Below are 24206 nucleotides of genomic sequence, written 5' to 3'. Positions count from 1 at the left end.
GGCGGCGCGCTCAGTCCAGCAGGCCGAGCGCCTGCTCGGCGGCGGCCCGCAGACGGGCCTCGCCGTCACCGGCCTTGCCGATCACCCGCATGCCCTGCATCAGCACCAGCAGCATCCGCGCCAGCGCCACGGGGTCGCGCCCCTCTGGCAGTTCCCGCTGCGCCTCGGCGCGGACCAGCGCGGCCGTGAGCACCGTCTCCAGGTGGTCGAGGCTGGCGGACACCCGCCGGGCCGCGTCCGGGTCGTGCGGAGCGAGCTCGACGGCGGTGTTGGTGACGAAACAGCCGCGCCTGGGGCCGCCCGCGCCGTCCTCCCCGGCCTCCCGCGCGAAGCGCCGGACCAGGCCGCGGACCGCCGGCAGCACCGGGCCGGGCTGCGAGAGCTCGGCCAGCAGCACCGGATTGTGCTGCTCGCCGTAGCGCTCCAGCGCCCGCAGGTAGAGCTCGTGCTTGCTGCCGAAGGTGGCGTAGATGCTGGCACGGGCGATCCCGAGCTCCTCGACCAGCTCCGCCATCGAGGTGGCCTCGTAGCCGCGCCGCCAGAACAGCTCCAGGGCCGCCTGGAGCGCCGCATCGGGGTCGAATTCCTTGGTCCGTGCCATGCCTGAACCCTAGTCATATTCAGACCGATCGGTCAAGAAAGAGGAGAGCGACCGCCGCGGCGAGTACCGGATACCGGGCACGCCGGGCCAAAGGGCGGGCCGACAGCGGACGGTTGACATGCGAACAACGGACGGTGAACAAATTCGAACACGGTGGACTTGACAGAGTGTTGTCAGGCCATTCCAGATAAGGCTACCCTTACCGCCGCCCGTCCCCCACCCCCTCCCCCCAGGAGACGTCCATGCCCGCTACTCCCCAGCAAGCGGTCGACACCGTCCGCCCCCTCGTCCTGACGGTCTTTCGCGTCGTCGTCGGGCTGCTCTTCGCCTGCCACGGCGCCGCCTCGCTGTTCGGCGTCTTCGGCGGCGCCAAGGGCGGCGGCTCCGTCCCGGTCGGCCAGTGGCCCGGCTGGTGGGCCGCACTGATCCAGCTCGTCGGCGGTGTCCTGGTCCTGGCCGGACTCGGCACCCGGACCGCCGCCCTGCTCTGCTCCGGCTCGATGGCCTACGCGTACTTCACCGTCCACCAGGAGCACGCCCTGCTTCCGCTGCAGAACGGCGGCGAGGCCTCGGTGCTGTTCTGCTGGGCGTTCCTCGCGATAGCCGCGCTCGGCTCCGGACCGTTCGCGGTGGACCGGCTGCTCCCCCGGTGGACGGCCGACCGGGCCTACGGCTCCGCGCCGGCGGAGCCGAGCACCCAGCCCACCGCGGCACGCTGACCGAAGCCCGGCCCGCCGGCCCGCTCGGGTCGGCGGGCCGGGCCTCACCGCACGGCCGGCCGGGGCTCACCCCTCGCCGGTCAGGGCTCCCCCCTCGGCGAGGTGGCGTTCCACCGAGGCCACCTTGGCGGTGAGCCCGTCCGTGACTCCGGCCCGGTCGTCGATCTTGATGACGGTGCTGACCCGTCCGCTGTAGGCCTTAACCGCCTCGATCGCCGCCCGGATCACCGGCATCACCTCGTCCCACTCCCCCTCGATGCTGGTGAACATCGCGTCCGTGCGGTTCGGCAGCCCGCTCGCGCGGACCACCCGGACGGCGGCGGCGACCGCCTCCCCCACCTCCTCGCCGCCCCCCAGCGGGGTGACCGAAAACGCTGCGATCACGGCTCTGTTCCTCCTCCGGCTCGGCGCTGTCCCGGTGCCCGGTCCGTCGGGCGCCCCGGCGCCGCGACCAGGCTAGCCGCCCGGTCCGGCCGGACCGGCCGACGACCCGGCACCCTGCCGAGCCGCCCCCTTGCCGAGTTGATCCCCCCGGCAGGCCGGACGGCCCGTCAGACCGGACGACCCGTCAGGCCACCGTCGGCAGCGGCGGTTCGACCGCCAGCGGCGCGGAGCTGCGGGCCCGGTGCTGCTCGGCCCAGGTGCTGAGCGCCACCGTGCAGGCGTGGTCCAGGTGGCGCAGCCCCGACCAGTCCAGCTCGACCGGGCGGTCCGCCGGCAGCCGCTCCAGGGCGTCCAGCAGCCGGGGCAGCCGCAGAAAGGTCGCGTTGCCGCTCAGGCGGACCCGCAGCGGTGCCCGGGTGAGTGCCGGGCCGGCGGCCGCACCGGTGGCGGGAACGGGCTCCGGGGCCTCCGGAGGCGGCAGTTCCTCCACCGCGATCTGCAGGTGCGAGGTCTGCCAGGCCGACTTGACCACGGCCAGGCCGATCCCGATCAGCACGCCCTCGAACAGGTCGGTGGTGATGATCGAGACCGCCGTCACCGCGAGCACCACCGCCTCGCCGCGGTGTTCGCAGCAGAGCCCGACGATCCGCCGGACCGGGACGAGCTTGGCGCCCGCGTGCACCAGCACGGCGGCCAGCGCGGTGAGCGGGACCAGGCCGAGCACCCCCGGCAGCAGCGCGGTGAACAGCAGCAGCCAGAGCCCGTGCAGGACGCGGGAGGCCTTGGTGCGGGCGCCGGCCTGGACGTTCGTCGCGCTGCGGACGATCACCGCCGTCATCGGGAGCGCCCCGAGCAGGCCGCAGAGCGTGTTGCCGACGCCCTGCGCGGTCAGCTCACGGTCGTAGTCGGTCCGCGGGCCGTGGTGCATCCGGTCCACCGCGGCGGCGCTGAACAGCGTCTCGGCCGAGGCGATCAGGGTGAAGGCGAGGACGGTACCGACGCCCGCCGTGCTCGCCAGCCCGCCCAGCGCGTCGCGCTCCGGCAGCCGGACCACGTCCAGCAGGCCGGCGACCCGGATCCGGGCGACCGGCAGGTCGGCGGCGGCCGTGACGGCGGCCGCGAGGCCGACGGCGGCGAGCGGTGCGGGCACCGCCCGGGCCACCCGGGCGGGCAGGTACGTCCAGAAGGCCAGCACCAGCAGGGTGGCGACGCCGAGGGCGACCGCGGCCGGCGCCGCCGCACCGGTGACGGCGTCGCGCAGCAGCGCCGGCAGGCCGGCGATCTTCTCGGGCCCGGTCGAGGGCGCCCGGCGGTCGGCGAGCGCGTAGAGCTGGCCGAACAGCAGGGTCAGGCCGATGCCCGCCAGCATGCCGTGGACCACGGACGCGGACATCGCACGGAACCAGCGGCCCAGCCGCAGGGCGCCCATGGCCAGTTGGAGCAGGCCGGTGGCGAGCACCAGGAGGCCCAGCGCGCCGGCGCCGTACTCCTGGACGGCCTCGTAGACCAGGACAGTGAGCCCGGCGGCCGGGCCGCTGACCTGGAGGCTGCTGCCGGGCAGCGCGCCGACCACCAGGCCGCCGACGATCCCGGTGACCAGGCCGAGCTCGGCGGGCACCCCGGAGGCGACGGCCACGCCGACGCAGAGCGGCAGGGCGACCAGGAAGACCACCAGGGAGGCCGGCAGGTCGAAGCGCCAGGGCACGGCCCGCACGGCACGGACGGGACCGCGCCGTGCCCGGCCCGGCGGGGCGCCCTCGCCGGAACGGCCCGGCGGACTCTCGGACCGGCCGGACGGGGCGCTCATCGGGTCACCGCCGCAGCGGTGCCGGGCCGGACGAGGGGACAGCAGGCGGGTCGGAGCATGGGTACGTTCCTTCCGCGCACCCGCCGACGGGCGGACGCGCTGCTGGGTGCGTCCGGACGGGCGGACGCCGGGGCGGGCGGGCCGGGCGGGCGGTCGGACGCCGGAGCGGGCGGACCTGGCGGGCGGACGGCGAGGACGGACCTGGCGGACCTGGCGGACCTGGCGGACCTGGCGGGCGAACGGGTCGCGCGCCGGTGGACGCACACCGCGTCGGCGCACCGGGCGCGACCTCGGCGGGGCACCCGGCGGCCTCCGCGGCGCGTACGGCGCGGGCGGCGTCGGTACGGGCGGCCGTCCGGGCGGGCCGGGCGGCCGTGGCGGGCGGCGGCGATGGGTGTCGGGGCGGAGCGGGTGCGGTCAGGGGGCGGTGCCTCGGTCGGCCGCGCGCGGACCGGGCGGGCCCGGCCCGGGAACGGGACCGGACGGCCGGAGCTCCCCCGCCCCCCGGTCGATCCCAACTCCCCCTGCCGCAGCCCGAGTTGAACATGGCAACCATGACGGGTCCGGCGTGCCACCGACGGTACCCAGCGCCCCGCGCGGAGCCGACCTCGCCCACCGAATCTTCACGCGAGCCGCACACCGGCACCGCTTTCCGCGCCGACTCGGACCTCCAGACGGGTACGCATGTTCGACCCGTGGACTGGCACACGAACGAGACCGGTGCCGGAAGCGCGCGCTTTGCACGAAGGGACGACCGCCGGGCCCGCTCGGGCCCGGCGGACTGGAGGAACGGGCGATGGTCCGGCCACACCCGCCGTGACAGCCTGGCCGGACGGCCGGCCCACCCCCTCCCCCGCGCCCGCCACCTGCGGTTTCCCGCCATCCCTGCGGCGCGACCCGCTTCCACATTCTGTTGAAAGCCCCCTTGACGCCCCAACGGGCCCCGCCTTACTTTGTTTCCGCATACAGAAACCGTTCTTCCGTATGGTGGAATTCTGGAGATGAGCCCTCCGACCCACTGCGGGCCGATGCAGGAGATACCCGATGCCTCGTATGACAGCCGCCCGCGCGGCAGTGGAGATCCTCAAGCTCGAAGGCGTTGAGGTCGCGTTCGGCGTGCCGGGCGCAGCGATCAACCCGTTCTACCGGGCCCTCAAGGAGGGCGGCGGCATCCGGCACACGCTGGCCCGGCACGTCGAGGGCGCCTCCCACATGGCGGAGGGCTACACGCGCGCCAAGGCCGGCAACATCGGTGTCTGCATCGGCACCTCCGGCCCGGCCGGCACCGACATGATCACCGGCCTGTACTCGGCGATCGCCGACTCGATCCCGATCCTGTGCATCACCGGCCAGGCGCCGGTCTCCAAGCTGCACAAGGAGGACTTCCAGGCCGTCGACATCTCCTCGATCGCCAAGCCGGTCACCAAGAAGGCCACCACCGTGCTGGAGGCCGCCCAGGTCCCGGGCGTCTTCCAGGAGGCCTTCCACCTGATGCGCTCCGGCCGTCCGGGCCCGGTCCTCATCGACCTGCCGATCGACGTCCAGCTGACCGAGATCGAGTTCGACCCCGAGACCTACCAGCCGCTGCCGGTCTACCAGCCGCGGGCCAGCCGCGCCCAGGCCGAGAAGGCGATCCGCTTCCTGCTGGAGTCCGAGCGCCCGCTGATCGTCGCCGGCGGCGGCATCATCAACGCCGACGCCTGCGACCTGCTGGTCGAGTTCGCCGAGCTGACCGGCGTCCCGGTCATCTCCACCCTGATGGGCTGGGGCACCATCCCCGACGACCACCCGCTGAGCGCCGGCATGGTCGGCGTCCAGACCTCGCACCGCTACGGGAACGCGACCTTCCTGGAGTCGGACTTCGTCCTCGGCATCGGCAACCGCTGGGCCAACCGCCACACCGGGTACAACCTGGAGGCGTACACCAAGGGCCGCACGTTCGTCCACGTCGACATCGAGCCCACCCAGATCGGCAAGATCTTCGCCCCGGACTACGGCATCGCCTCCGACGCCAAGGCCGCGCTGGAGCTCTTCGTCGAGGTCGCCAAGGAGCTCAAGGCCGAGGGCCGGCTGCCCGACTTCACCGCGTGGGCCGGGTCCGCCCAGGAGCGCAAGGCCACCCTCCAGCGCCGCACCCACTTCGACAACATCCCGATGAAGCCGCAGCGCGTCTACGAGGAGATGAACAAGGCCTTCGGTCCGGAGACCCGCTACGTCACCACGATCGGCCTCTCGCAGATCGCCGGCGCGCAGATGCTGCACGTCTACCGGCCGCGGCACTGGATCAACTGCGGCCAGGCCGGCCCGCTCGGCTGGACCATCCCGGCCGCGATCGGCGCCGCCACCGCCGACCCGGGCACCCCGATCGTCGCGCTCTCGGGCGACTACGACTTCCAGTTCATGATCGAGGAGCTGGCGGTCGCCGCCCAGCACAAGGTCCCCTACATCCACGTCCTGGTGAACAACGCCTACCTGGGCCTGATCCGCCAGGCGCAGATCGGACTGGACATCAACTTCCAGGTCAACCTGGAGTTCGAGAACATCAACACCCCGGAGCTCGGCGTCTACGGCGTCGACCACGTCAAGGTCGCCGAGGGCCTCGGGGTCAAGGCCATCCGCGTCACCGACCCCGACCAGCTGGGCGCCGCCTTCGAGGAGGCCAAGAAGCTCGCCGCCGAGCACAGCGTCCCGGTCGTGGTCGAGGCCATCCTGGAGCGCATCACCAACATCTCGATGAGCCGGACCGTCGACATGAGCGACGTGACCGAGTTCGAGGAGCTCGCCACCCTGCCCGAGCACGCCCCCACGGCCATCAAGCCGCTGGCGCTCTGAGCCGCGCGGGCCCGGCGCCCCCACCGGCGCCGGGCCTGCGGCCCCTCGGGCGCGCGGGCCGGCACGCCCGGGCCGCGCCGGGCGCACGACGGCGCCCGCCCGGCGGCGCGACCACCCCGTCCGGCGCGACCGCGTTCGGCACGCCGGTCGTCCGGGTACGTACCGGTGTACCGCCCGCACGCGACCGCAGCGCGCGGGCTTCCGTAGCCCGGGAGGCCACTCCGTGCCCTTCACCATGAGCTTGTCCGAGCGTGAGGCCTTCCTGGCGGGCCCGCACGTCGGCGTCCTGGCCGTCGGCGACGACGGCGCCCAACCGGCCGGGCGCCTGCTGGCCGTCCCGATCTGGTACTCCTACCGGCCGGGCGGCGTCCTCACCATCCTGACCGGCCGGGACTCCGCCAAGGCCCGCCGGATCCGCGCCAGCGGGCGGTTCGCGCTCTGCGCCCAGCAGGAGGAGCCGCCCTGCCGCTACGTGAGCGTGGAGGGCCCGGTGGTCGCGATCGAGGACGGGGTCGACCCGGCCGAGCGCGCCGCGATGGCCCACCGCTACATGCCGCCCGCCACCGCCCGCGCCTACCTCGCCGCCACCACCGAGCAACTGACCGCCGACATCGCCATCCGGATGCGCCCCGAACGCTGGCTCAGCGCCGACTTCGCCGCCGTCGCCGCCCGCTTCGACGCGCGGACCGAGGCCCGGACCGAGGCCCGCTCCGACGCCCGGTCCGACACTCGGTCCGGTCGGACGGGAGCGGAACCGGGGGCGGAACACCCGGAGCCCGGTCGTGGTTGACCGGGGCGGGGCGGCTACCGTTCCGTGACGAGTGCTGCACCGATATCCGACCATCCGAAGGGGACTTCCGTGAGCCTGTACGACATCCCGCTGCGCACCCTGTCCGGCGAGACCGCCTCGCTGGCCGACTACAAGGGCAAGGCGCTGCTGATCGTCAACGTCGCCTCCAAGTGCGGCCTGACGCCCCAGTACGCCGGCCTGGAGCGGCTCCAGGCGCGCTACGCCGAGCGCGGCTTCACCGTGCTGGGCTTCCCGTCGAACCAGTTCGCCGGGCAGGAGCCGGGCAGCGCCGAGGAGATCCAGACCTTCTGCTCCACCACCTACGGCGTCTCCTTCCCGCTGTTCGAGAAGACGGACGTCAACGGCGCCGACCAGCACCCGCTGTACGCGGCGCTGACCCGGACCGCCGACGCCGAGGGCCAGGCCGGTGACGTGTCCTGGAACTTCGAGAAGTTCCTGGTCTCGCCGGACGGCACCGTGGCCGCCCGGATCCGGCCCCGCACCGAGCCGGAGTCGGCCGAGGTGATCACCGCGATCGAGGCCGTCCTGCCGGCCTGATCCGCACCACCGCCGGAGGAGCCCCGGGGCAGCCGCCCCGGGGCTCCTCCGCGTCCGCCCCCGGCATCACCCGCCCCAGCGCCCGAGCTTCTCCGGGTTGCGCACCGCCCAGATCTGCGCGATCCGCTCGCCGGCGAGGCCGAACGCGGCCACCGTCACGGTGACACCGCCCCGCCGGGCCGCCAGTCCGGGGCGGCCGTTGACCGAGCGCTCCAGCAGCTCCATGCCCGGCGCCAGATCGCCGATCCCGACGATGTAGCGGGCGATCCGCTCGGCGCCCGTGACCGGGCGCAGCGCGGCGCCGGCCAGCCCGCCCCCATCGGCGGTCATCGTGGCGTCGGGGTCGAGCAGGCCGACCAGCGCGGCGATGTCCTTGGCCTCCCAGGCCTGCTTGAACTCCCTGATGATGCGGACTCCTTCTTCTTCCCGCACGCGCGGTGCCACCGGCGGCCGGGCCGCGCGGATCCGGCGGCGGCCCGAGGAGGCCAGCTGCCGGCAGGCCGCGGGCGTCCGCCCGACGATCGCGGCCACGTCGGCGAAGGGGTACTGGAAGACGTCGTGCAGGACGAAGGCGACCCGTTCGGCCGGGGTCATCGATTCGAGCACGACGAGGAACGCCATGTCGACGGACTCGTCCAGGGTGACCAGGTCCGCGGGGTCGCCGCCGGCGCCCGGCCGGCCGTGCAGCCACTGCGCGCCGTCCGGCAGCGGCTCCGGGATCCACTCGCCCACGTAACGCTCGCGCCGTGCCCGCGCCGAGCCGAGCACGTCGAGGCAGATCCGACTGGCCACCGTCGTCAGCCACGCCCCGGGGGACTCGACGGCCTCCCGCTGCTGCCGGGACATCGCGTACCAGCGGGCGCAGGCCTCCTGGACGGCGTCCTCGGCCTCGGCCAGCGAGCCGAGCAGCCGGTAGGCGATGTCGATCAGCTGCCGGCGCTCGCCCACGAGCACGCTCAGGCTCGGGTCGGGCCGGTCCGGTCCGGGCTCGGTTCGACTGGTCATGGTCGTGACGACTCCCTCGTTCGGGCCTGACCGCACCATGATCCGCAGGTCGTCCCGATGGGCCCGGGCCGGGGTGGCGCCTGACGTTTCCGGTGGCTGTGTCGTCGGACCGATGAGCGGCCGGTTCGCCGGCCCTCGGACACGGTCGAGAAGAAGAAGCAGCAGAGTCGAGCAACAGAAGGAAGGGGCCCTCATGCCCACCCGGACGACGGCACCGCAGCACAGTCCCAGGCTCTCCGCGTTCCTGCGGGTCGCGATCGCCTTGCAGACCGCGGCCATCTTCTTCCAGGCGGTCACCGCCGGGCTGTTGCTGTCCACGTCCTACGGAGAACCGCTGCACAGCGGCGGGGCCCGCGGGATGTACGCCACGACGATGCTGTACGTCCTCGCCTCGGTCCTGAGGTGGCGGCCGGGCGGCGGTTCGCCCCGGCCCGTCCTCCACTCGACCGGATTCCTCGTCCTCGCGTCGGCGCAGGTGGTCCTGGGCGTCCAGCACGTGGCGAGCCTGCACGTCCCGCTGGGCGTCCTGATGTTCGGGCTGAGCCTGCTTCAGCTGGGCCGGGCGACGGCGGGCCACCTCCGGCCGGCGGCGCCGGTTTCGGATCCGGCTTCGGCGTCGAGCGCCACTGCGGCGGTTTCGCCGGCTCCGACGGACGCTCCGCGGAAGCCGCGGAGCACGAGCCAGCCGGCGAGGGAGAGCTCCCAGGCGAAGACCGGGACGGCCGCGGCCGTGCCGGGCCCGGAGAGCTGAGCGTAGCGGCCGAACAGCACGGCCACCGCGGAGGCGCAGATCAGCGGCCCGCCCACCAGGCCCAGCACGGTGATCACCCGCGGCACGGCCCCGGTCCGGTGCAGGAGCACGGCCAGCATCAGGGTGTTGACGCCGAGGATCAGATTGGGCCCGAGCAGGAAGGTCCAGTCGTGGACGGCGATGAGCGCCTTGGCCGCCACGGCGAAGGAGGAGGCACCGGCGTCGGAGGCCGCCGGTGCCTCCCGGCGCAGCGTCACCACCGCGAGCACGCTGACCAGCCCGAGGACGATGACGACCGCCTCCAGCAGCCGGACGCACACATAGCCGAGCGCGAGCCCCTCGTGCCGGCGCCGGAGGACCGGAAAGAGCGTCACCCCGGTGCCCACCACCGCCAGGGCCAGGACCACCTCGCACAGCGCCCCGAGCAGGACCCGGTTGTCGGCGCCCGCGCCCAGCACGTAGTCCGTGCCGTCCAGCAGCGGTCGGTACAGCGTCAGCCCGGCCACGGCGGCGACCTCGGTCACCAGGAACAGCACGCCCGCCGCCATGCCCTCGCGTCTGTCTGTGTCCATTGCGGAACTCCCCACCCAGTAGCAGAGGTGTACGGCGTACACCTGTCGATGACGATAGGCGTACGCCGTACACTCGTCAAGATGAAGCAGTCAGCGGACGGAACGCGGCGGGCGCCGCTCAGCCGGGAACGGGTCCTGCGAGCGGCGGTGGCGTTCGCCGACGGCGCCGGGACGGACGCGATCAGCATGCGCAAGCTCGCCCAGGAGCTGGGCGTGGTGCCGATGGCGCTCTACAAGCACGTGGCCAACAAGGACGAACTCCTCGACGGCATGGTGGACCTCGTCGTCGGCGAGATCGGCCCGCCCGGCGAGGGCGACTGGCAGCCCACGATGCGCGCACGCGTCCTCGCCGCACGCCGGGTCCTGCTGCGGCACCCCTGGGCCGCGGGCGTGGTCCAGTCCCGCACCAGCCCCACCCCGGCGGTCCTCGGCTACCTCGACTCGATGGCCGGCCTGTTCCGGACCGGCGGTTTCTCCGTCGGCCTCACGCACCACGCGATGCACGCCATGGGCAGCCGGCTGCTGGGCTTCAGCCAGGAACTGTTCGACGACACCGCCGCCACCCCCGACCCGGCGGTACTGCGGCAGCTGGCACTCGCCTACCCCCACATCGCGGAGATCGCCGGCGCCGCCGGACACGACGAGGCGTCGACGGTCGGCGGCTGCGACGACCAGGCCGAGTTCGAGTTCGCGCTGGACCTGCTGCTGGACGGTCTCGAACGGCTACGGGCGGCAGAGCAGTTGACTCGGGAGCCGTGACGGCTCAGGAGCGGTGACGGCTCAGGGGCAGTGGTAGGGGAACGAGACGGAGACGCTCCGGGGGCCCGGGGAGAGCAGCTCCAGGGTGGCGGTGGACGGGAGCGAGCCCTGGCCCTCGAAGCTCCAGCGCAGCACCAGCTCGGTGCGGTGCGTGCCGGAGCCGACCTCCTGCGCCAGCTCGCCCGAAGTGGTGCCGTCGCTGCGCAGCCAGCGGTAGCGGAGGGTGCCCGCGCCGCCGTTGGTCTCCACCGCGGCCGTGATCACCGCGGTGCCGCCGCAGCCGGGGCCCGCGGGGTCGGTGCTCGCACCGACGCCGGTGACCGTTAGGGCCGGCATGGTGAAGCGCCAGAACAGGAAGGCCAGGAGGGCCAGCAGCAGCACCACCGGGACCAGCACGCGCCACACCCGGCGCCGGCGGGGCGGTCGCTCCGCCTCCGGGAGGGCGGCACCGTGCCAGACGGCGGCGGCCTGCGGCGGGACACCGGGGCCGAACCGTCGCAACTCCCCCGGTGCGAGCGGCTGTTCCGCCGGCTCGCCGGACTCCGGGACACCGTGCGACGGGGTGCCGTGCGGCGGGGTGCCGGTCTCGCCGGGCTCCGGTGCGCCGGGGAGCGTGGCGGTCTCCCCCGGCGCCGGTGCGCCGATCAGCGTGGCGGTCTCCCCTGGCGCCGGTGCGCCACCCCAGACCCGGGGGTCCAGGAAGGTCGCGCTCGCGGCCCCGGTCTCGTCGAGCCGGACGGTGGCCTCGGGGTCGGGCCCGGCCGCGACCGTACGGGCGGCTGCGGTCCCGTCGAGCCGCACCGCCTGCTCCGCGTCGGGCCGCATCCGGACGGTGGCCTCGGCATCGGCCTTCGGCCCGAGGCGGACCGTCCGGTCCGCCCCGGTCTCGTCGAGCCGGACGGTGGCCTCGGGGTCGGGCCCAAGGCGGACCGTCCGGTCGGCGCTCCGCGCGCCCGCGGCGAGCGGAACGGTCCGGTCCGCGGCCGCGCCCGGTGCCGGGGCGGAGTCCGGGGTGGAGTCGGGGCGGGGCGTGGACATGGCTGCTCCAGGGGAACGCGACGGGAAGGGTGGTGCGGGGCCGGCGGCAGGGGTTCGGCCGCAGGGGCTCGGCGGTAGCGGTCAGCGGTGGCGGGTCAGCGCGGCGGGTCGCACAGGTAGGCGGCCACCTCGGCCGAGGTCTTGCCCGGCTTCACCGCCGCCGGGGTGGTGGAGACCCGGACGCCCCAGGTCGGGAAGGTGTCCGCCGAACCGAAGTCGTGCGGCCGGGTGACGGTGGCGCGGCCGTCGCGGAGCACTACGGTGTCCGTCGCGACGGTGATCGACCGGCCGCCCGAGCTGTGGTACCAGCTCAGCGTCAGGGTGCCGGTTCCCGCGCCCTGGGCGACCACCGTGACCGTGGCGGTCAGGCTCCACCGGCCGCTGCAGGTCAGCGAGTCCAGGTTCACCGTGGTCACCGCGAGGGTCGCCGGGGCGACGGTGGCCGTCGGGCTCGGGGTGGGCGGCGCCGACGGCGGGGCGGTGGTGGCGGGCGGGGCCGACGGCGGCGCGGCCGTGGGAGTCGCGCCGCCGGGCGGTATCGACGGCGCACCGGGGGTGGGCGCGCCCGTCGCGGGCGGGGTCGCCTTGCCGGTCGGCGGCTTGCCGGTCGGCGTGGCCGTCGGCGAGGTGCTCGGTGCACCCGAGGTCGCCGACGGCGAGGGCGACGCGGCCGGCGTGGCCGCCGGATCGGACGGACCGGCGTCCGGGGTGCCGGTGGCACCGCCCGCGTCGGGCGACGGACCGGCCGCCGGGCCGGGCGCGCCGAGCGTGGTGGTGGCCTCCGGAGAGGCGCCGCCGACCACCGTACGGGCACCGCCGTCGGCCGCCCCGGCGATCGCCATACCGGCCAGCGTGGCCAGGGTCAGCGCGCCGGCCGCGACCCCGACGAGCGCCTGGCCGCGGCTGCCGAGCCGGGCCCCGCGCCGGACCGGGGAGAGCCGGGCCGGGGTCTGCCGCACCAGGGTGGCCGAGCCGCTGCCGCCGGGCAGGGCGGTGTGGGCCAGCGAGGTGCCGCCCGCCGCGCCGCCGGTGCCGGGCAGCAGCAGCCCGAGCAGCGCCACCAGCGCCGTGAGGTCCAGCCGTCCCTTCTCCTCCCACTGCGGCCCGTACCCGGCCGCCGCGACGGCCTCCAGCTCCTCGACCAGCTCGGCCGCGCTCCCCGGGCGGGCCCGCGGGTCCTTGGCGAGGCCCGCCAGGATCAGCGGCCGGACCGGGTCGGGCGCCAGCTCGGCCGGGATCGGGGCCTCGGTGTGCTGGACGGCGAGTTCGGCGAACGTCACCCCGTCGTACGGGCGGCTGCCGGTGAGGCACTCGAAGAAGGTCACGGTGGCGGCGTAGACGTCACCGGCCGGGGAGGCGGGCCGCCCCGCCCACTGCTCGGGCGGCATGTAGGCGGGGGTGCCGGAGACGTCGCTGTCGTCACCGTTCGGCACGGCGATGCCGAAGTCGACCAGCTTGGAGGTGCCGGCGACGTCGACCAGGACGTTGCCCGGCTTGTAGTCGCGGTGCACCACACCGGCCGCGTGGGCGGCCGCCAGGCCCAGCAGCGAACCCTTCAGCACGACCAGGGCCGCCTGCGGGGTGGTGGCGCCCTCCGCGCGGAGCAGGTCGCGCAGCGCGATCCCGTCCACCAGCTCCATCACGATGGCGGCGCCCCGCTCGCCCTCCACGTACTCGTAGAGGCGGGTGACGTGCGGGGAGTCGACGGCCGCGAGGACCAGCGCCTCCTCCCGCAGGGCGGGGGTGCCGAGGGAGTCGTGCAGGTACTTGATCGCGACGGGGGTGCCGGTCACCCGGTGGTGGGCGAGCACGACCCGGCCGCTCGCGCCGGCGCCGAGCTCCCGGTCGTGCAGGTAGTCGGGGAGCTCCCAGGGGCGCGCGTCCTCGATCCCCGGCACCCTGTCCCGCGGACCCTCCGGGGCCCGGCCCTGGGAATCCGCCGGAGACCCGCCCCGCGGATCCCCCGGGGTCGGCTCCTGCGGACCCGCCGCCCCACCGGTGGGAGCGTCGCCGCTCCCGGTCGGTCTGCCGCCCTGCTGCTTCCCGCTGTCCATCGTGCGCTCTCTCCCCGTGACTGCCCGGCCGCTCCTGCGGCGTCGCACCCTACGACACCGCGGCTACCGCCTGGGACGCGGCCGGAGAACAGCGGGTTCCGGCGCCCCGGAGCCGCCGGGTCACGATTCGGGTGCTTCGCACACCGTGCCAACCACCGAGCCCGTGCGGCCCGGTCACGGCTCCAGCAGCAGCCGGGTGCCCGGCGGCAGCTCGCCCGCCCGGGCCGCGTCGCGCAGGTGCCGCAGCAGGGTCTCGCGCAGCGCGGCCGCCGCCCGGGTCAGCGGCACCTCGTGCCCGTGCGCGACGGCGATCGTCCGCCCCAGCCCCGGCCCGGCGAACGGGGTGACCGCCAGGCCCGAACGGGCCGCCACCATGCCCGGCACCACGGCCGGCCCGAGCCCGGCCCGGACGAAGCCGAGCACAGCGTCCATCTCCCCGCCCTCCACCGCGAACTCCGGCTCGAAGCCGGCCTCCCGGCAGGCCGCCAGGGTCGCCTCCCGCACGTCGTAGCCCTCCCGGAACATCACCAGCGGCCGATCGCGCAGCTCGGCCACCCGCACCCGCCGGCGCCGGGCGGCGGTGGCGGCCCGGGCCACCAGCACCAGCTCCTCGTGCAGCAGCTCGGTGACGGCGAGGGCCGGCGCCGCCTCCCCGCTCGGCGGGGTGATGATCAGCGCGACGTCCAGCTCCCCCGCCGCCAGCGTCCGGACCAGGTCGCGCGAGCCGCCCTCGCGGACCACCAGCGCCACTCCCGGGTAGCGGTCCCGGAAGACCCGTAGGACGTCCGGGACCAGGCTGGTGCACAGGCTCGGCGGCGCCCCCAGCCGGACCCGGCCGCGGCGCAGCTGGACCGTCTCCTGGACGGCCAGCCGGGCGCTCTCGGTGTCCGCGAGGATGCGCCGGGCCAGCGGCAGCAGGGCGTCCCCGGCGTCGGTGAGGGCGATGTTGCCCCGGGTGCGGTGGAACAGTTCGGCGCCCAACTCCCGCTCCAGGGCGCGGATCTGCTGGGAGAGGGACGGCTGTGCCACATGCGCCGCCTCGGCCGCCCGGGTGAAGTGGCGGGTCTCGGCGACGGCGAGGAAGTAGCGGAGTTGCTGCAGCTGCACCCGGCCAGGATAGGCCGCTCCCCAGCGCGGACCATAGCCTGTGACTATCACGGTGAGCCGCGGCATGTCTTGGACGTACCGTCGGGCCCGTCCCTACCGTGGTCGCCATGACAACCGCGACTCGGACGGCCCGGCATCCGTCCACCCTGGTGACCCTGTGGCGGTCGACCGTCGGCAAGAAGGCGGTCATGGCCGTCAGCGGACTGGTCATGCTGCTGTACCTGGTCGCGCACATGCTGGGCAACCTGAAGGTCTTCTTCGGCCCGGACGACCTGAACGGCTACGCGCACTGGCTGCGCACCCTCGGCCAACCCGTCCTGCACTACGAGTGGTTCCTGTGGATCGCCCGGTTCGGCCTGCTGGCGGCCGTCGGACTGCACGGCGTGGCCGCGTACCAGCTGAGCCGGCGCGACCTCAGGGCGCGCCCCAGCAAGTACGTGCACCAGCGGCGGCGGGCCAGTTACGCGACCCGGACGATGCGCTGGGGCGGGGTGATCCTGGCCCTGTTCATCGTCTGGCACATCCTGGACCTGACCACGCTCACCGTGAACCCGGCCGCCGAGCACGGGCACCCGTACCAGAACATCGTGGCCTCCTTCTCGAACTGGTACAGCTGCGTGATCTACATCGTCGCGATGCTGGCCGTCGGCCTGCACATCCGGCACGGCTTCTGGAGCGCCGCGCAGACCCTCGGCGCCAACAACGCCCGCCGTGACCGCGCGTTGAAGCTGACCGCCAACGGCCTGGCGCTGGTGCTGACCGTCGGCTTCCTGTCCGTCCCCGTGGCCGTGATGACCGGAGTGGTGAGTTGATCCCCTACAGCGAGTACAGCGTCGGCGATCCGGTCGCCGACACCCGGGCCCCCGGCGGGCCGATCGAACAGCGCTGGGACCAGCGGCGGTTCGACGCCAAGCTGGTCAACCCGGCGAACCGGCGCAAGCACACCGTGATCGTGGTCGGCACCGGCCTGGCCGGCGGCGCGGCCGGCGCCACACTGGCCGAACAGGGCTACCACGTCGTCCAGTTCTGCTTCCAGGACTCCCCGCGCCGGGCCCACTCGATCGCCGCCCAGGGCGGCATCAACGCCGCCAAGAACTACCGCAACGACGGCGACTCCGTGCGCCGGCTGTTCTACGACACCGTCAAGGGCGGCGACTTCCGCGCCCGCGAGTCCAACGTCCACCGGCTGGCCCAGGTCTCGGTGGAGATCATCGACCAGTGCGTGGCCCAGGGCGTCCCGTTCGCCCGCGAGTACGGCGGCCTGCTGGATACCCGCTCCTTCGGCGGCGTGCAGGTCTCCCGCACCTTCTACGCCCGCGGCCAGACCGGCCAGCAGCTGCTGCTCGGCGCGTACCAGGCGCTGTCGCGCCAGATCGCGGCCGGCAACGTGGAGATGCACGCCCGCACCGAGATGCTCGACCTGCTGGTGATCGACGGGCGGGCCCGCGGCATCGTCGCCCGCGACCTGGTGACCGGTGAGATCAGCACCCACACCGCCGACGCCGTGGTGCTCGCCACCGGCGGCTACGGCAACGTCTTCTACCTCTCCACCAACGCCAAGAACTCCAACGCGACGGCGATCTGGCGCGCCCACCGGCGCGGTGCCTGGTTCGCCAACCCGTGCTTCACCCAGATCCACCCGACCTGCATCCCGCGCTCCGGCGAGCACCAGTCCAAGCTCACCCTGATGAGCGAGTCGCTGCGCAACGACGGCCGGATCTGGGTGCCGAAGGCCAAGGGCGACACCCGGGCGCCGGGCGAGATCCCCGAGGACGAGCGGGACTACTACCTGGAGCGGATCTACCCCTCCTTCGGCAACCTGGTGCCGCGCGACATCGCCTCCCGGGCCGCCAAGAACGTCTGTGACGAGGGGCGCGGCGTCGGCCCCGGCGGCCAGGGCGTCTACCTGGACTTCGCGGACGCCATCCGACGGCTGGGCCGCGAGGCGGTGGCCGCCAAGTACGGCAACCTGTTCGAGATGTACGAGCGGATCACCGCCGAGGACCCGTACCGGGTGCCGATGCGGATCTACCCGGCGATCCACTACACGATGGGCGGACTCTGGGTCGACTACGACCTGCAGACCACCGTCCCGGGCCTGTTCGCGGTCGGCGAGGCCAACTTCTCCGACCACGGCGCCAACCGGCTCGGCGCCAGCGCCCTGATGCAGGGCCTCGCCGACGGCTACTTCGTCCTCCCGCCGACCCTCAACGACTACCTGGCCCGCAACCCGCTGCCCGCCGTCCCGGCCGACCACGCCGAGATCGCCTCGGTGGAGGCCGAGGTGACCGACCGGCTGAACCTGATCCTGGCGGTCGGCGGCGACCGGACGCCGGACTCCTTCCACCGCGAACTCGGCGAACTCCTCTGGGACGAGTGCGGGATGGCCCGCGACGAGGCCGGACTGCGCCGCGCCCTGACCCGGATCCCGGAGCTGCGCGAGGAGTTCTGGCGACGGATCCGGGTGCCCGGCACCGGGCAGGAGCTCAACCAGTCGCTGGAGAAGGCCAACCGGCTGGTCGACTACTTCGAACTGGCCGAGCTCATGTGCCTGGACGCGCTGCACCGCGCCGAGTCCTGCGGCGGCCACTTCCGGACCGAGAGCCAGACCGAGGACGGCGAGGCGGCCCGCCGCGACGACGCCTTCTCCTACGCCGCCGCCTGGGAGTTCACCGACACCGGCAGCGCCCCCGTCCTGCACCGCGAGCACCTCGACTTCGAGCACGTCCACCCCACCCAGCGGAGCTACGCGTGAACCTCACCCTTCGGATCTGGCGCCAGGCGGGCCCGGACACCCCCGGCTCGATGACCACCTACCAGGTCACCGGGATCAGCCCGGACATGTCCTTCCTGGAGATGCTCGACACCCTCAACGAGGAACTGATCACCCGCGGCGACACGCCGGTGGCCTTCGACCACGACTGCCGCGAGGGCATCTGCGGCGCCTGCGGCATGGTCATCAACGGCCAGGCCCACGGCCTCGAGCGGACCACCACCTGCCAGCTGCACATGCGGCACTTCGCCGACGGCGACACGATCGACGTCGAGCCCTGGCGCGCCGCCGCCTTCCCGGTCGTCAAGGACCTGGTGGTGGACCGCTCCGCGTTCGACCGGATCATCGGCTCCGGCGGCTACATCACCGCCCCCACCGGCAGCGCGCCCGACGCCCACGCCACCCCGGTGCCCAAGGAGGCCGCCGACACCGCCTTCGAGCACGCGGAGTGCATCGGCTGCGGCGCCTGCGTCGCCGCCTGCCCCAACGGCTCGGCGATGCTCTTCACCTCCGCCAAGGTCGTCCACCTCAACGTGCTGCCGCAGGGCGCGCCCGAACGCCGCTCCCGGGTGCGCGACATGGTCGCCACGATGGACGCCGAGGGCTTCGGCGGCTGCACCAACACCGGCGAGTGCGCCACCGCCTGCCCCAAGGGCATCCCGCTGCCCAGCATCGCCGCGATGAACCGGGAGTTCCTGCGCAGCGCGGCGGGCTGAGCACCCCGCCGGCCGTCCCGCCGCCGCTCCCCGCCGGGTGCCGCCGGGACGGCCGGGGCGCGCGGGGCGGGCGCACGCGCCCCGTGCGGGTGGTGGTTCGTCAGGACCGCTGCTGTACTCCGGGAATTCGCGCTACGGTGGTCCCCGCGCCAAGGAGGGTCATATGCCCGAGGTTCAGTCCTGCGCCGGGTGCGGCGGGTCCGGGGGCACCGAGAAGACCGAGGCCACGGTGGAACTGGACGAGGAAGGGAGCATGGTGCCGAAGCTCAACACCTTCTGGTCGCCGTGCAGTCGATGCCACGGAGCCGGGACGGTGATCGTCGGATGAGGCTGGTCTTCGAGTGCGTCGAATGCGGCGGCCACTACCTGCCGCCGGAGACCATGGCGTACCCCGACGGGCCCGCCTCGGCGCTCTGGTGCGCGCACTGCCAGGCCGCGAAGCGGGCGGCGGGCCTGCGTGAGGACCCGCTGCTGGCGCGGATGGCGCTGGCCGGCGCCCGGGCCGCACTGGCCCACCGCGCCGCCGAGGACACCGGGGCGACGCGCGCCGACATCCGGCCGTCCAGGCCGCCGCTGTCGCGCCGGGCCCGGTCCGGCCCGGGCGGGGTGCGCGGCAAGCTGGCCTGAGCCGGCCCCTCCTCGGCCGCGATCGGAACAGGCCGCGGGTCAGCACAGGCGGCGGTCGGAACAGGCCGCCGTCGGATCAGAACAGCGCCTCCTGGGTGTCCGGCTCCTCGGGGCGCGTCCGGGGGCTCACCACCAGGCCCGACACCGGGCGGCCCACCGCCGGGGCGAGCGTCCACCCGGTGAGTCTGCGGGTGTCGAGCAGCAGCGGTTCGGCGCCGCCGGGCTGGTCCAGCAGCAGATGGCGCCCGATCGGCGGGCGGAGCGTACCGGCCACCACCGCGCCGGCGGCGAGGGCGTCGATGTGCCCGTAGGACACCGGCGCGCCGTCGGCCAGCCCGAAGATCCCGACCTGGTCCACGACCGGGTGGTCGGGCAGCAGCTCCACCGCGTGCCCGTCCAGCAGCCGGTGGGCCGCGGCGCGGGCTCCGGCCAGCAGCGCGCGGCGGTACTCCGCGTCGCCGTGCCGCCACCAGTGCGCCGTCTTCACCCGGCCCGTGAAGCGTTCCCGGGCCATCCCCGAGGCGGCGACGGTCAGCTCGGCCCGGCGGACGGCGGGCAGCGCGCCACGGGCGGCGAACGTCCAGGCGAGCGCGCCCTGTTCGAGCAACCGGGCGGTGCCGCGCGACTCCCCGGTCAGGCCCACCTTCAGCAGCCCCTCGCCGAACCAGGCGAGATAGAGGCGGTAGGTGCGCCCGTCGTCGAGGATCTGGTCCCGGGCGAGCGCCAGCCCGCGGTCGACGCTCTGGCAGGCGGCGCACTGGACAGCGCCGCCGTCCGGGTCGATGACGGCGTGGTGCGGGCACGGCGTTCGCTCGGTGGCCCCCACCAGCAGGGCGCCGGTGCAGCGGCGCGGCCCGCCGATCAGCCAGCCGATCTCCGCCCCGGGCACCACCACCCGCTCGTGCACCCGGTGCCCGTGGACCGCGCGGAGCACCGGCTGCCCGTCGCGCCAGTGCAGGCCGGTGGAGACCCACCCGCCGCCCGCCTGCTGCGGCACCTTCACGCTCACCCTCCCGTCACCGGCTCACCCGTCCGTCCATCCGTCCATCCGTCCGAACCAGCGAGGCTACCCGCTCCCTCCGACAGGCCGCCCGTGCGCGCCGACGACGGCCCCCTCGGGGCGGCCCGCCCCGGCGCCCGGTGCGGTGATCACCCGTACGCGTGGCATCCGGCCGGGCCCCGCCCTCGTTGCTCCGGGCATGAGCCATACGAACCCGCCCCGTGCCCTGCACGTCGTGTCCACGCCCCCCGAAGGCACCCCGCGGGCCGTGGAACTGACGCAGTCGTGGGACAGCAGCGCGGCGGAGCGGGCCGCCGACGCGCTGGACGCGCTGCGCACCGTCGAGGTCCCCGTGGGCGCCGTGCGGGCCGCTCTGCTGATCCTGGCCGACCTCGTGCGGCGGCCCGGCGAGAGCGAGGAGATGCGGGCCGCCGCCCGGGACGTGTGCGCCGTCCTGGTCGGGCTCACCGACGCCCTCACGGCCTGACGGGGCTCCCCGCGGGCACCCGGGCACGGGCGACCGGGACCGCGCCACGGGGTACGGTCGGCGCCATGATCGACAGCGCCCACGGGCCGAACCCCGCCCCCGACCCGGCCCCCGGCCCGGTCACCGCCGACGACCTCGCGCTCGTCCTCCGGCTCGCCGCCGCCACCCTGCGCGGCGTGCCGGAGGACGCCGACTGGTCCCGGCCCGCCGGAACGCTCAGCTGGGACTGCTGGGCCACCGTCGAGCACCTGGCCGACGACCTGCTGGCCTACGCGGCCCAGCTCGGCCCCCAGGACCCGCCGCGGGACCGCTACGTGCCGTTCCGGTCGGTCCGGCTGTCCCCGGGCGCGCCGAACAGCTTCGTCTTCGCGCAGCGCGAGAGCGGCCCGGACGGGCTGGTCGAGGTCCTGGAAGCGAGCGGGGCGCTGATGGTCGCGATGGCGCGCACCGCCCCGCCGGACACCCGCGCCTACCACCCGTGGGGCCTCGCCGACCCGGCCGGGTTCACCGCGATGAGCCTGGTGGAGACGCTGGTCCACCTGCACGACGTCGCCGAGGGGCTCGGCCTCGCCTGGGAGCCGCCGGCGGACGTCTGCCGACGCACCCTCGCCCGGCTCTTCCCCGACGTTCCGGCCGACGGCGCCGCCGGACCGTGGCCGACCCTGCTCTGGGCCACCGGGCGCGGCGACCTCGCCGGCCGCCCCCGGCGCACCGACTGGCGCTGGGACGCGGCGGTCCGCCCGGGCGGGTAGCCCCACCCACGTCACTCCCCGCCGGGGGTCAGCGCCGCGCACGGCGCCGGCAGCCGACCGGAGGCACCGGCGCCGAGGTGGTCGAGGACCCCGGTCCGGCCACCGTCGACCGGTCGGTCCGCCGAGCCGTGGAGCGCCGGCGAGGCGTACGCGGGGTCGCCGACGACGTGGAAGCGGGGTCGCCCGCGGCCATCCACCGGGAGTTCGTCGGCAGCCGCACCGGCCCGGAGGCGATGCTGTGCCCGGTCGGACCACGGGCTGCGCCCGGCGGCCGGGCGGGAGTTCGGCTTCGGCGAGTACCGGACGCCCACCGGCACTTCCTCGCCCGCGACGCCGTCGCAAGGACCGTCGTCCGGGTGGCCGGACGACGCCGGGCCCCGCCGGACGCCGTCGCAGGTCATGGGCGCTTGGCCGGTTCACCCGTCCACGTTCTATTGTGGCGGGCGCGGCGACGACGCGGCCGGGAGGCGGCGCGCGGGCGCGGCCGGGCGTGAAGCAAAGGGGTGGACGGTGGCGGGGCGGCGGAACGACGGGGTACTGGCGGTCTGGGCGGAGACGCAGCGACAGGAACAGCGCCGGGAGGAAGCCCGGTGGCGCGCCCAGACGGCCGAGCAGCGGCGGCGCGAACGCGAGGAGCGCGAGATCCAGCGGGCGGCCGCCCGGGGCGAGCGCGAGGCGGTGCGGGCGTACCAGCAGTCGCGGGAGGCGGAGGCGGCCCGGCGGACGGCGGAACTCGACGAGCGGGTCGAGGAGTTGAAGGGACTGCTGACGGCGGGCCTGGGGCGGCCGGCGTTCAGCCCGCAGGCCCTGCTGGCACCCGCCGCGCTGCCGCCCTTCGAACCGGGCCGGCTCGGCGAGCCGGTGCCGATGCCCGATCAGGCGGACTACCAGGTGCCGCCGCCGACCCCCGCCCAGGCCCGCAACCCGGGGGTCCGCCAGCAGTACGAGCAGTACGTGGCGCAGGCCCGGACCCGGTTCGAGCAGGACTGGTACGCGGCGCAGGCGGCCGAGGCGGACCGGCAGCGCCGGCTCGCCGAGTACCACCGGCAGTACCTCGACTGGGCGGCCCAGCACCGCCGCCAGGACGAGGACCGGGCGTCCCGGACGCAGGAGTTGCTGCGCCGGCTGCGCGACGGCGAACCGGACGCGGTGCAGGAGTACTTCACCGCCGTGCTGTACGCCTCGGCGGGCTGGCCGGAGGGGTTCCCGCACCGGCTGGTCGCGGCCTGGGAGGCGTCGACCCGCCAACTGGTCGTCAACTGGGAGCTGCCCGGCCCGGACGTCGTCCCGGCCGCCGGCCGGGTGCGGTACGTGAAGTCGGACGACCGGGAGGCCGAGGTGGCCCGGCCGGCCACCGAGCGCAAGGCGCTCTACCGCGAGGTGCTGGCGCAGAGCGCGCTGCGGGTGGTGGCCGAGCTGTTCCGGGCGGACGCGGACGGCAAGTTGGCGTCGGTGGTGCTGAACGGCTTCGTGCGCGGCATCGACCCGGCGACCGGCCGGGAGGCCGAGCGCTTCCTGTCGACGGTGACCGTGGACCGGTCCGAGTTCGCGGGTCTGGCGCTGGACCGGGTGGCCGCCGTGGAGTGCTTCCAGGGGCTCGGCGGCGTGCTGTCCGCCCGGCCGGAGCGGCTGGACGAGGTCCGGCCGGACCGGCTGCCGGAGACGGTCGGCGGCAACGTCGCCGGTCAGGGCGGCGAGGACGAGCCGGACCTCTTCGAGATGGACCCGATCGAGTTCGAGGAGCTGATCGCCGAGCTGTTCCGGCTGCGCGGCTTCCGGGTGATGACCACGGCACGCAGCGGGGACGCCGGGGTGGACGTGGTCGCCGAGGACCTCGACCCGGTGACCGGCGGACGGATCGTCATCCAGGCCAAGCGCTACCGCTCGACGGTCTCCCCCACCGCCGTCCGGGACCTCGACTCCACCGTGCGCCACCACGGTGCGATCAAGGGGATCCTGGTGACCACGGCCGGTTTCGGCCCCGGCTCCTACGAGTACATCCGCAACAAGCCGCTGACGCTGGTGAGCGGGCCGGAGCTGGTCGAGCTGCTGGCCGAGCAGGGCCTGCGCGGCCGGCTCGGCGGCGGCGCGAACGGCGAGGGCAACGGCGACGGCGGTGACGGCGGCGGCGGCAGTGACGGCGGTGGCGCGAACGGCGGCCGTCCCGGGGCCGGTCGGGCGGCCGGGCACGGCTCGCCCGCCCCGGCCGACGGCGCCGAGCCGGACGAGCGTCCGACCCTCCTGCGGCTCTCCTGGCAGAGCCGCACGGCCGGCGGGGACGCCGTGGAGCTCGACGTCTCCGCCTTCCTCTGCGCCGACGGACGGGTGCTCGACGACGAGCACTTCGTCTTCTTCAACAACCCGCAGGACCCGGACGGCGCGGTCCGCCTGCACCCCACCCGCTCGGTCCCCGGCGAGCCCGCCCGGGAGGCCGAACTCAGCCTGCACCTGGGCCGGGTGGCGGCGGGGGTGGACGAAGTGGTGGTCGCCGTCTCCACCGAGGAGGAGGAGTCGCCCGCGCTGCCGCTCGGCTATGTGCACGGGCTGGCCCTGACCGCCTCGTTCGGTCCCGGCGCCGAGGGCCCGGCGCACTGGGCGGCCGTCACCGGCGGGGTGTCGGACAGTGCCCTGGTGATCGGCTCGTTCCACCGCAAGGGCGGCGACTGGCAGTTCGCCCCGGCCGGGACAGCGGTGGCGGGCGGCCTGGCCGGGCTCGCCCAGCGCTGGGGCGTCGCGGTCGAGTGATCCGCCGGACGGCGGGGCGCCCGGGCGCCTCAGGGACCGAGGTCATACCTGAGGAGGAGCGGGCCCCCCGCCGGACCGTCGGGACGGCGGGGGGCGGCCGTACCCGCGGGCGACACTTCGGACCGGAAC

At 74.9% G+C, this 24206-nt stretch carries 22 protein-coding genes and 1 pseudogene; 14 read left to right on the top strand and 9 right to left on the bottom strand.

Annotated elements, in window-relative coordinates:
• Positions 1 to 10: 10 nt before the first annotated feature.
• Complete coding sequence (locus tag ACZ4UX_RS06145) at positions 11 to 601, bottom strand: TetR/AcrR family transcriptional regulator (protein ID WP_352295342.1); 591 nt, start codon at positions 599 to 601, stop codon at positions 11 to 13.
• 242 nt (positions 602 to 843) lie between these two features.
• Between ACZ4UX_RS06145 and ACZ4UX_RS06140 the strand changes: the two genes are divergently transcribed.
• On the top strand, positions 844 to 1320 hold the full coding sequence (locus ACZ4UX_RS06140) for a DoxX family protein (protein ID WP_465705779.1): 477 nt from the start codon (positions 844 to 846) through the stop codon (positions 1318 to 1320).
• Between the two features lie 66 nt (positions 1321 to 1386).
• Here ACZ4UX_RS06140 and ACZ4UX_RS06135 read toward each other — a convergent pair whose 3' ends face one another.
• Together ACZ4UX_RS06135 and ACZ4UX_RS06130 are read right to left on the bottom strand one after the other, a co-directional pair.
• Positions 1387 to 1704, bottom strand: coding sequence for an MTH1187 family thiamine-binding protein (locus ACZ4UX_RS06135; protein ID WP_465705778.1), 318 nt, complete (start codon positions 1702 to 1704; stop codon positions 1387 to 1389).
• Positions 1705 to 1888: 184 nt separating this feature from the next.
• Positions 1889 to 3511, bottom strand: a complete 1623-nt coding sequence (locus ACZ4UX_RS06130; RefSeq protein ID WP_465705777.1) for a SulP family inorganic anion transporter — start codon at positions 3509 to 3511, stop codon at positions 1889 to 1891.
• A gap of 1053 nt (positions 3512 to 4564) precedes the next feature.
• Here ACZ4UX_RS06130 and gcl point away from each other — a divergent pair.
• The 3 genes from gcl (at position 4565) to ACZ4UX_RS06115 (ending at position 7691) form a co-directional block, all read left to right on the top strand.
• Positions 4565 to 6343 (top strand): glyoxylate carboligase, encoded by a 1779-nt coding sequence (gcl, locus tag ACZ4UX_RS06125; protein ID WP_329492016.1) that lies wholly within the window; start codon positions 4565 to 4567, stop codon positions 6341 to 6343.
• 235 nt (positions 6344 to 6578) lie between these two features.
• Complete coding sequence (locus tag ACZ4UX_RS06120) at positions 6579 to 7133, top strand: pyridoxamine 5'-phosphate oxidase family protein (RefSeq protein WP_465705971.1); 555 nt, start codon at positions 6579 to 6581, stop codon at positions 7131 to 7133.
• A 69-nt stretch (positions 7134 to 7202) separates the two neighbouring features.
• Positions 7203 to 7691, top strand: a complete 489-nt coding sequence (locus tag ACZ4UX_RS06115) for a glutathione peroxidase (RefSeq protein ID WP_329485994.1) — start codon at positions 7203 to 7205, stop codon at positions 7689 to 7691.
• A 66-nt stretch (positions 7692 to 7757) separates the two neighbouring features.
• On the opposite strand, the gene sigJ is transcribed toward ACZ4UX_RS06115, so the two are convergent.
• A complete protein-coding gene (sigJ, locus tag ACZ4UX_RS06110) occupies positions 7758 to 8696 on the bottom strand; it encodes an RNA polymerase sigma factor SigJ (protein WP_465705776.1) in 939 nt (312 codons plus the stop codon).
• Between the two features lie 193 nt (positions 8697 to 8889).
• Between sigJ and ACZ4UX_RS06105 the strand changes: the two are divergent.
• A pseudogene (locus ACZ4UX_RS06105) lies at positions 8890 to 9258 on the top strand (hypothetical protein); the annotation flags it as partial.
• Here the strand turns inward: ACZ4UX_RS06105 and ACZ4UX_RS06100 are convergent.
• The gene (locus tag ACZ4UX_RS06100; RefSeq protein WP_465705775.1) at positions 9246 to 10019 is read right to left on the bottom strand and encodes a DUF4386 domain-containing protein; all 774 of its coding nucleotides are present in this window, start codon (positions 10017 to 10019) and stop codon (positions 9246 to 9248) included. The pseudogene ACZ4UX_RS06105 and the gene ACZ4UX_RS06100 overlap by 13 nt on opposite strands.
• 81 nt (positions 10020 to 10100) lie before the next feature.
• Here ACZ4UX_RS06100 and ACZ4UX_RS06095 point away from each other — a divergent pair, with 81 nt between their 5' ends.
• Positions 10101 to 10778: a TetR/AcrR family transcriptional regulator C-terminal domain-containing protein gene (locus ACZ4UX_RS06095; protein WP_465705774.1), complete on the top strand. Its 678-nt coding sequence runs from the start codon at positions 10101 to 10103 to the stop codon at positions 10776 to 10778.
• A 21-nt stretch (positions 10779 to 10799) separates the two neighbouring features.
• On the opposite strand, the gene ACZ4UX_RS06090 is transcribed toward ACZ4UX_RS06095, so the two are convergent.
• From ACZ4UX_RS06090 to ACZ4UX_RS06080, 3 genes are all read right to left on the bottom strand, one after another.
• A complete protein-coding gene (locus ACZ4UX_RS06090; protein WP_465705773.1) occupies positions 10800 to 11816 on the bottom strand; it encodes a hypothetical protein in 1017 nt (338 codons plus the stop codon).
• A 95-nt stretch (positions 11817 to 11911) separates the two neighbouring features.
• Positions 11912 to 13714, bottom strand: coding sequence for a serine/threonine-protein kinase (locus ACZ4UX_RS06085; RefSeq protein WP_465705772.1), 1803 nt, complete (start codon positions 13712 to 13714; stop codon positions 11912 to 11914).
• Between the two features lie 330 nt (positions 13715 to 14044).
• On the bottom strand, positions 14045 to 14977 hold the full coding sequence (locus tag ACZ4UX_RS06080; RefSeq protein ID WP_352295322.1) for a LysR family transcriptional regulator: 933 nt from the start codon (positions 14975 to 14977) through the stop codon (positions 14045 to 14047).
• 107 nt (positions 14978 to 15084) lie between these two features.
• On the opposite strand from ACZ4UX_RS06080, the gene ACZ4UX_RS06075 reads away from it, so the two are divergent.
• The 5 genes from ACZ4UX_RS06075 to ACZ4UX_RS06055 all read left to right on the top strand — a co-directional run bounded on the left by ACZ4UX_RS06075 (position 15085) and on the right by ACZ4UX_RS06055 (position 19093).
• Complete coding sequence (locus tag ACZ4UX_RS06075) at positions 15085 to 15789, top strand: succinate dehydrogenase cytochrome b subunit (protein WP_359839208.1); 705 nt, start codon at positions 15085 to 15087, stop codon at positions 15787 to 15789.
• The gene (locus tag ACZ4UX_RS06070) at positions 15789 to 17732 is read left to right on the top strand and encodes a fumarate reductase/succinate dehydrogenase flavoprotein subunit (RefSeq protein WP_465705970.1); all 1944 of its coding nucleotides are present in this window, start codon (positions 15789 to 15791) and stop codon (positions 17730 to 17732) included. The genes ACZ4UX_RS06075 and ACZ4UX_RS06070 overlap by 1 nt, the downstream gene beginning before the upstream one ends.
• Positions 17729 to 18466, top strand: a complete 738-nt coding sequence (locus tag ACZ4UX_RS06065) for a succinate dehydrogenase/fumarate reductase iron-sulfur subunit (protein ID WP_465705771.1) — start codon at positions 17729 to 17731, stop codon at positions 18464 to 18466. Before ACZ4UX_RS06070 ends, ACZ4UX_RS06065 begins: the two co-directional genes overlap by 4 nt.
• A 163-nt stretch (positions 18467 to 18629) precedes the next feature.
• A complete protein-coding gene (locus ACZ4UX_RS06060; protein ID WP_465705770.1) occupies positions 18630 to 18794 on the top strand; it encodes a hypothetical protein in 165 nt (54 codons plus the stop codon).
• Positions 18791 to 19093, top strand: coding sequence for a hypothetical protein (locus ACZ4UX_RS06055; protein ID WP_352295314.1), 303 nt, complete (start codon positions 18791 to 18793; stop codon positions 19091 to 19093). The genes ACZ4UX_RS06060 and ACZ4UX_RS06055 overlap by 4 nt, the downstream gene beginning before the upstream one ends.
• A gap of 76 nt (positions 19094 to 19169) precedes the next feature.
• Here ACZ4UX_RS06055 and ACZ4UX_RS06050 read toward each other — a convergent pair whose 3' ends face one another.
• Positions 19170 to 20096, bottom strand: a complete 927-nt coding sequence (locus tag ACZ4UX_RS06050) for a DUF2797 domain-containing protein (RefSeq protein ID WP_465705769.1) — start codon at positions 20094 to 20096, stop codon at positions 19170 to 19172.
• Positions 20097 to 20361: 265 nt separating this feature from the next.
• On the opposite strand from ACZ4UX_RS06050, the gene ACZ4UX_RS06045 reads away from it, so the two are divergent.
• From ACZ4UX_RS06045 to ACZ4UX_RS06035, 3 genes are all read left to right on the top strand, one after another.
• Positions 20362 to 20580, top strand: coding sequence for a hypothetical protein (locus ACZ4UX_RS06045; RefSeq protein WP_359839214.1), 219 nt, complete (start codon positions 20362 to 20364; stop codon positions 20578 to 20580).
• Between the two features lie 65 nt (positions 20581 to 20645).
• The gene (locus ACZ4UX_RS06040) at positions 20646 to 21332 is read left to right on the top strand and encodes a maleylpyruvate isomerase mycothiol-dependent enzyme family protein (protein ID WP_465705768.1); all 687 of its coding nucleotides are present in this window, start codon (positions 20646 to 20648) and stop codon (positions 21330 to 21332) included.
• Between the two features lie 510 nt (positions 21333 to 21842).
• Entirely contained in the window at positions 21843 to 24077 is a 2235-nt protein-coding gene (locus ACZ4UX_RS06035) for a restriction endonuclease (RefSeq protein WP_465705767.1), read from the top strand.
• Positions 24078 to 24206: the final 129 nt, after the last annotated feature.

The organism is Kitasatospora sp. NPDC028961, from assembly GCF_055564815.1.
This window is presented reverse-complemented; position numbering and strand designations above follow the sequence as displayed.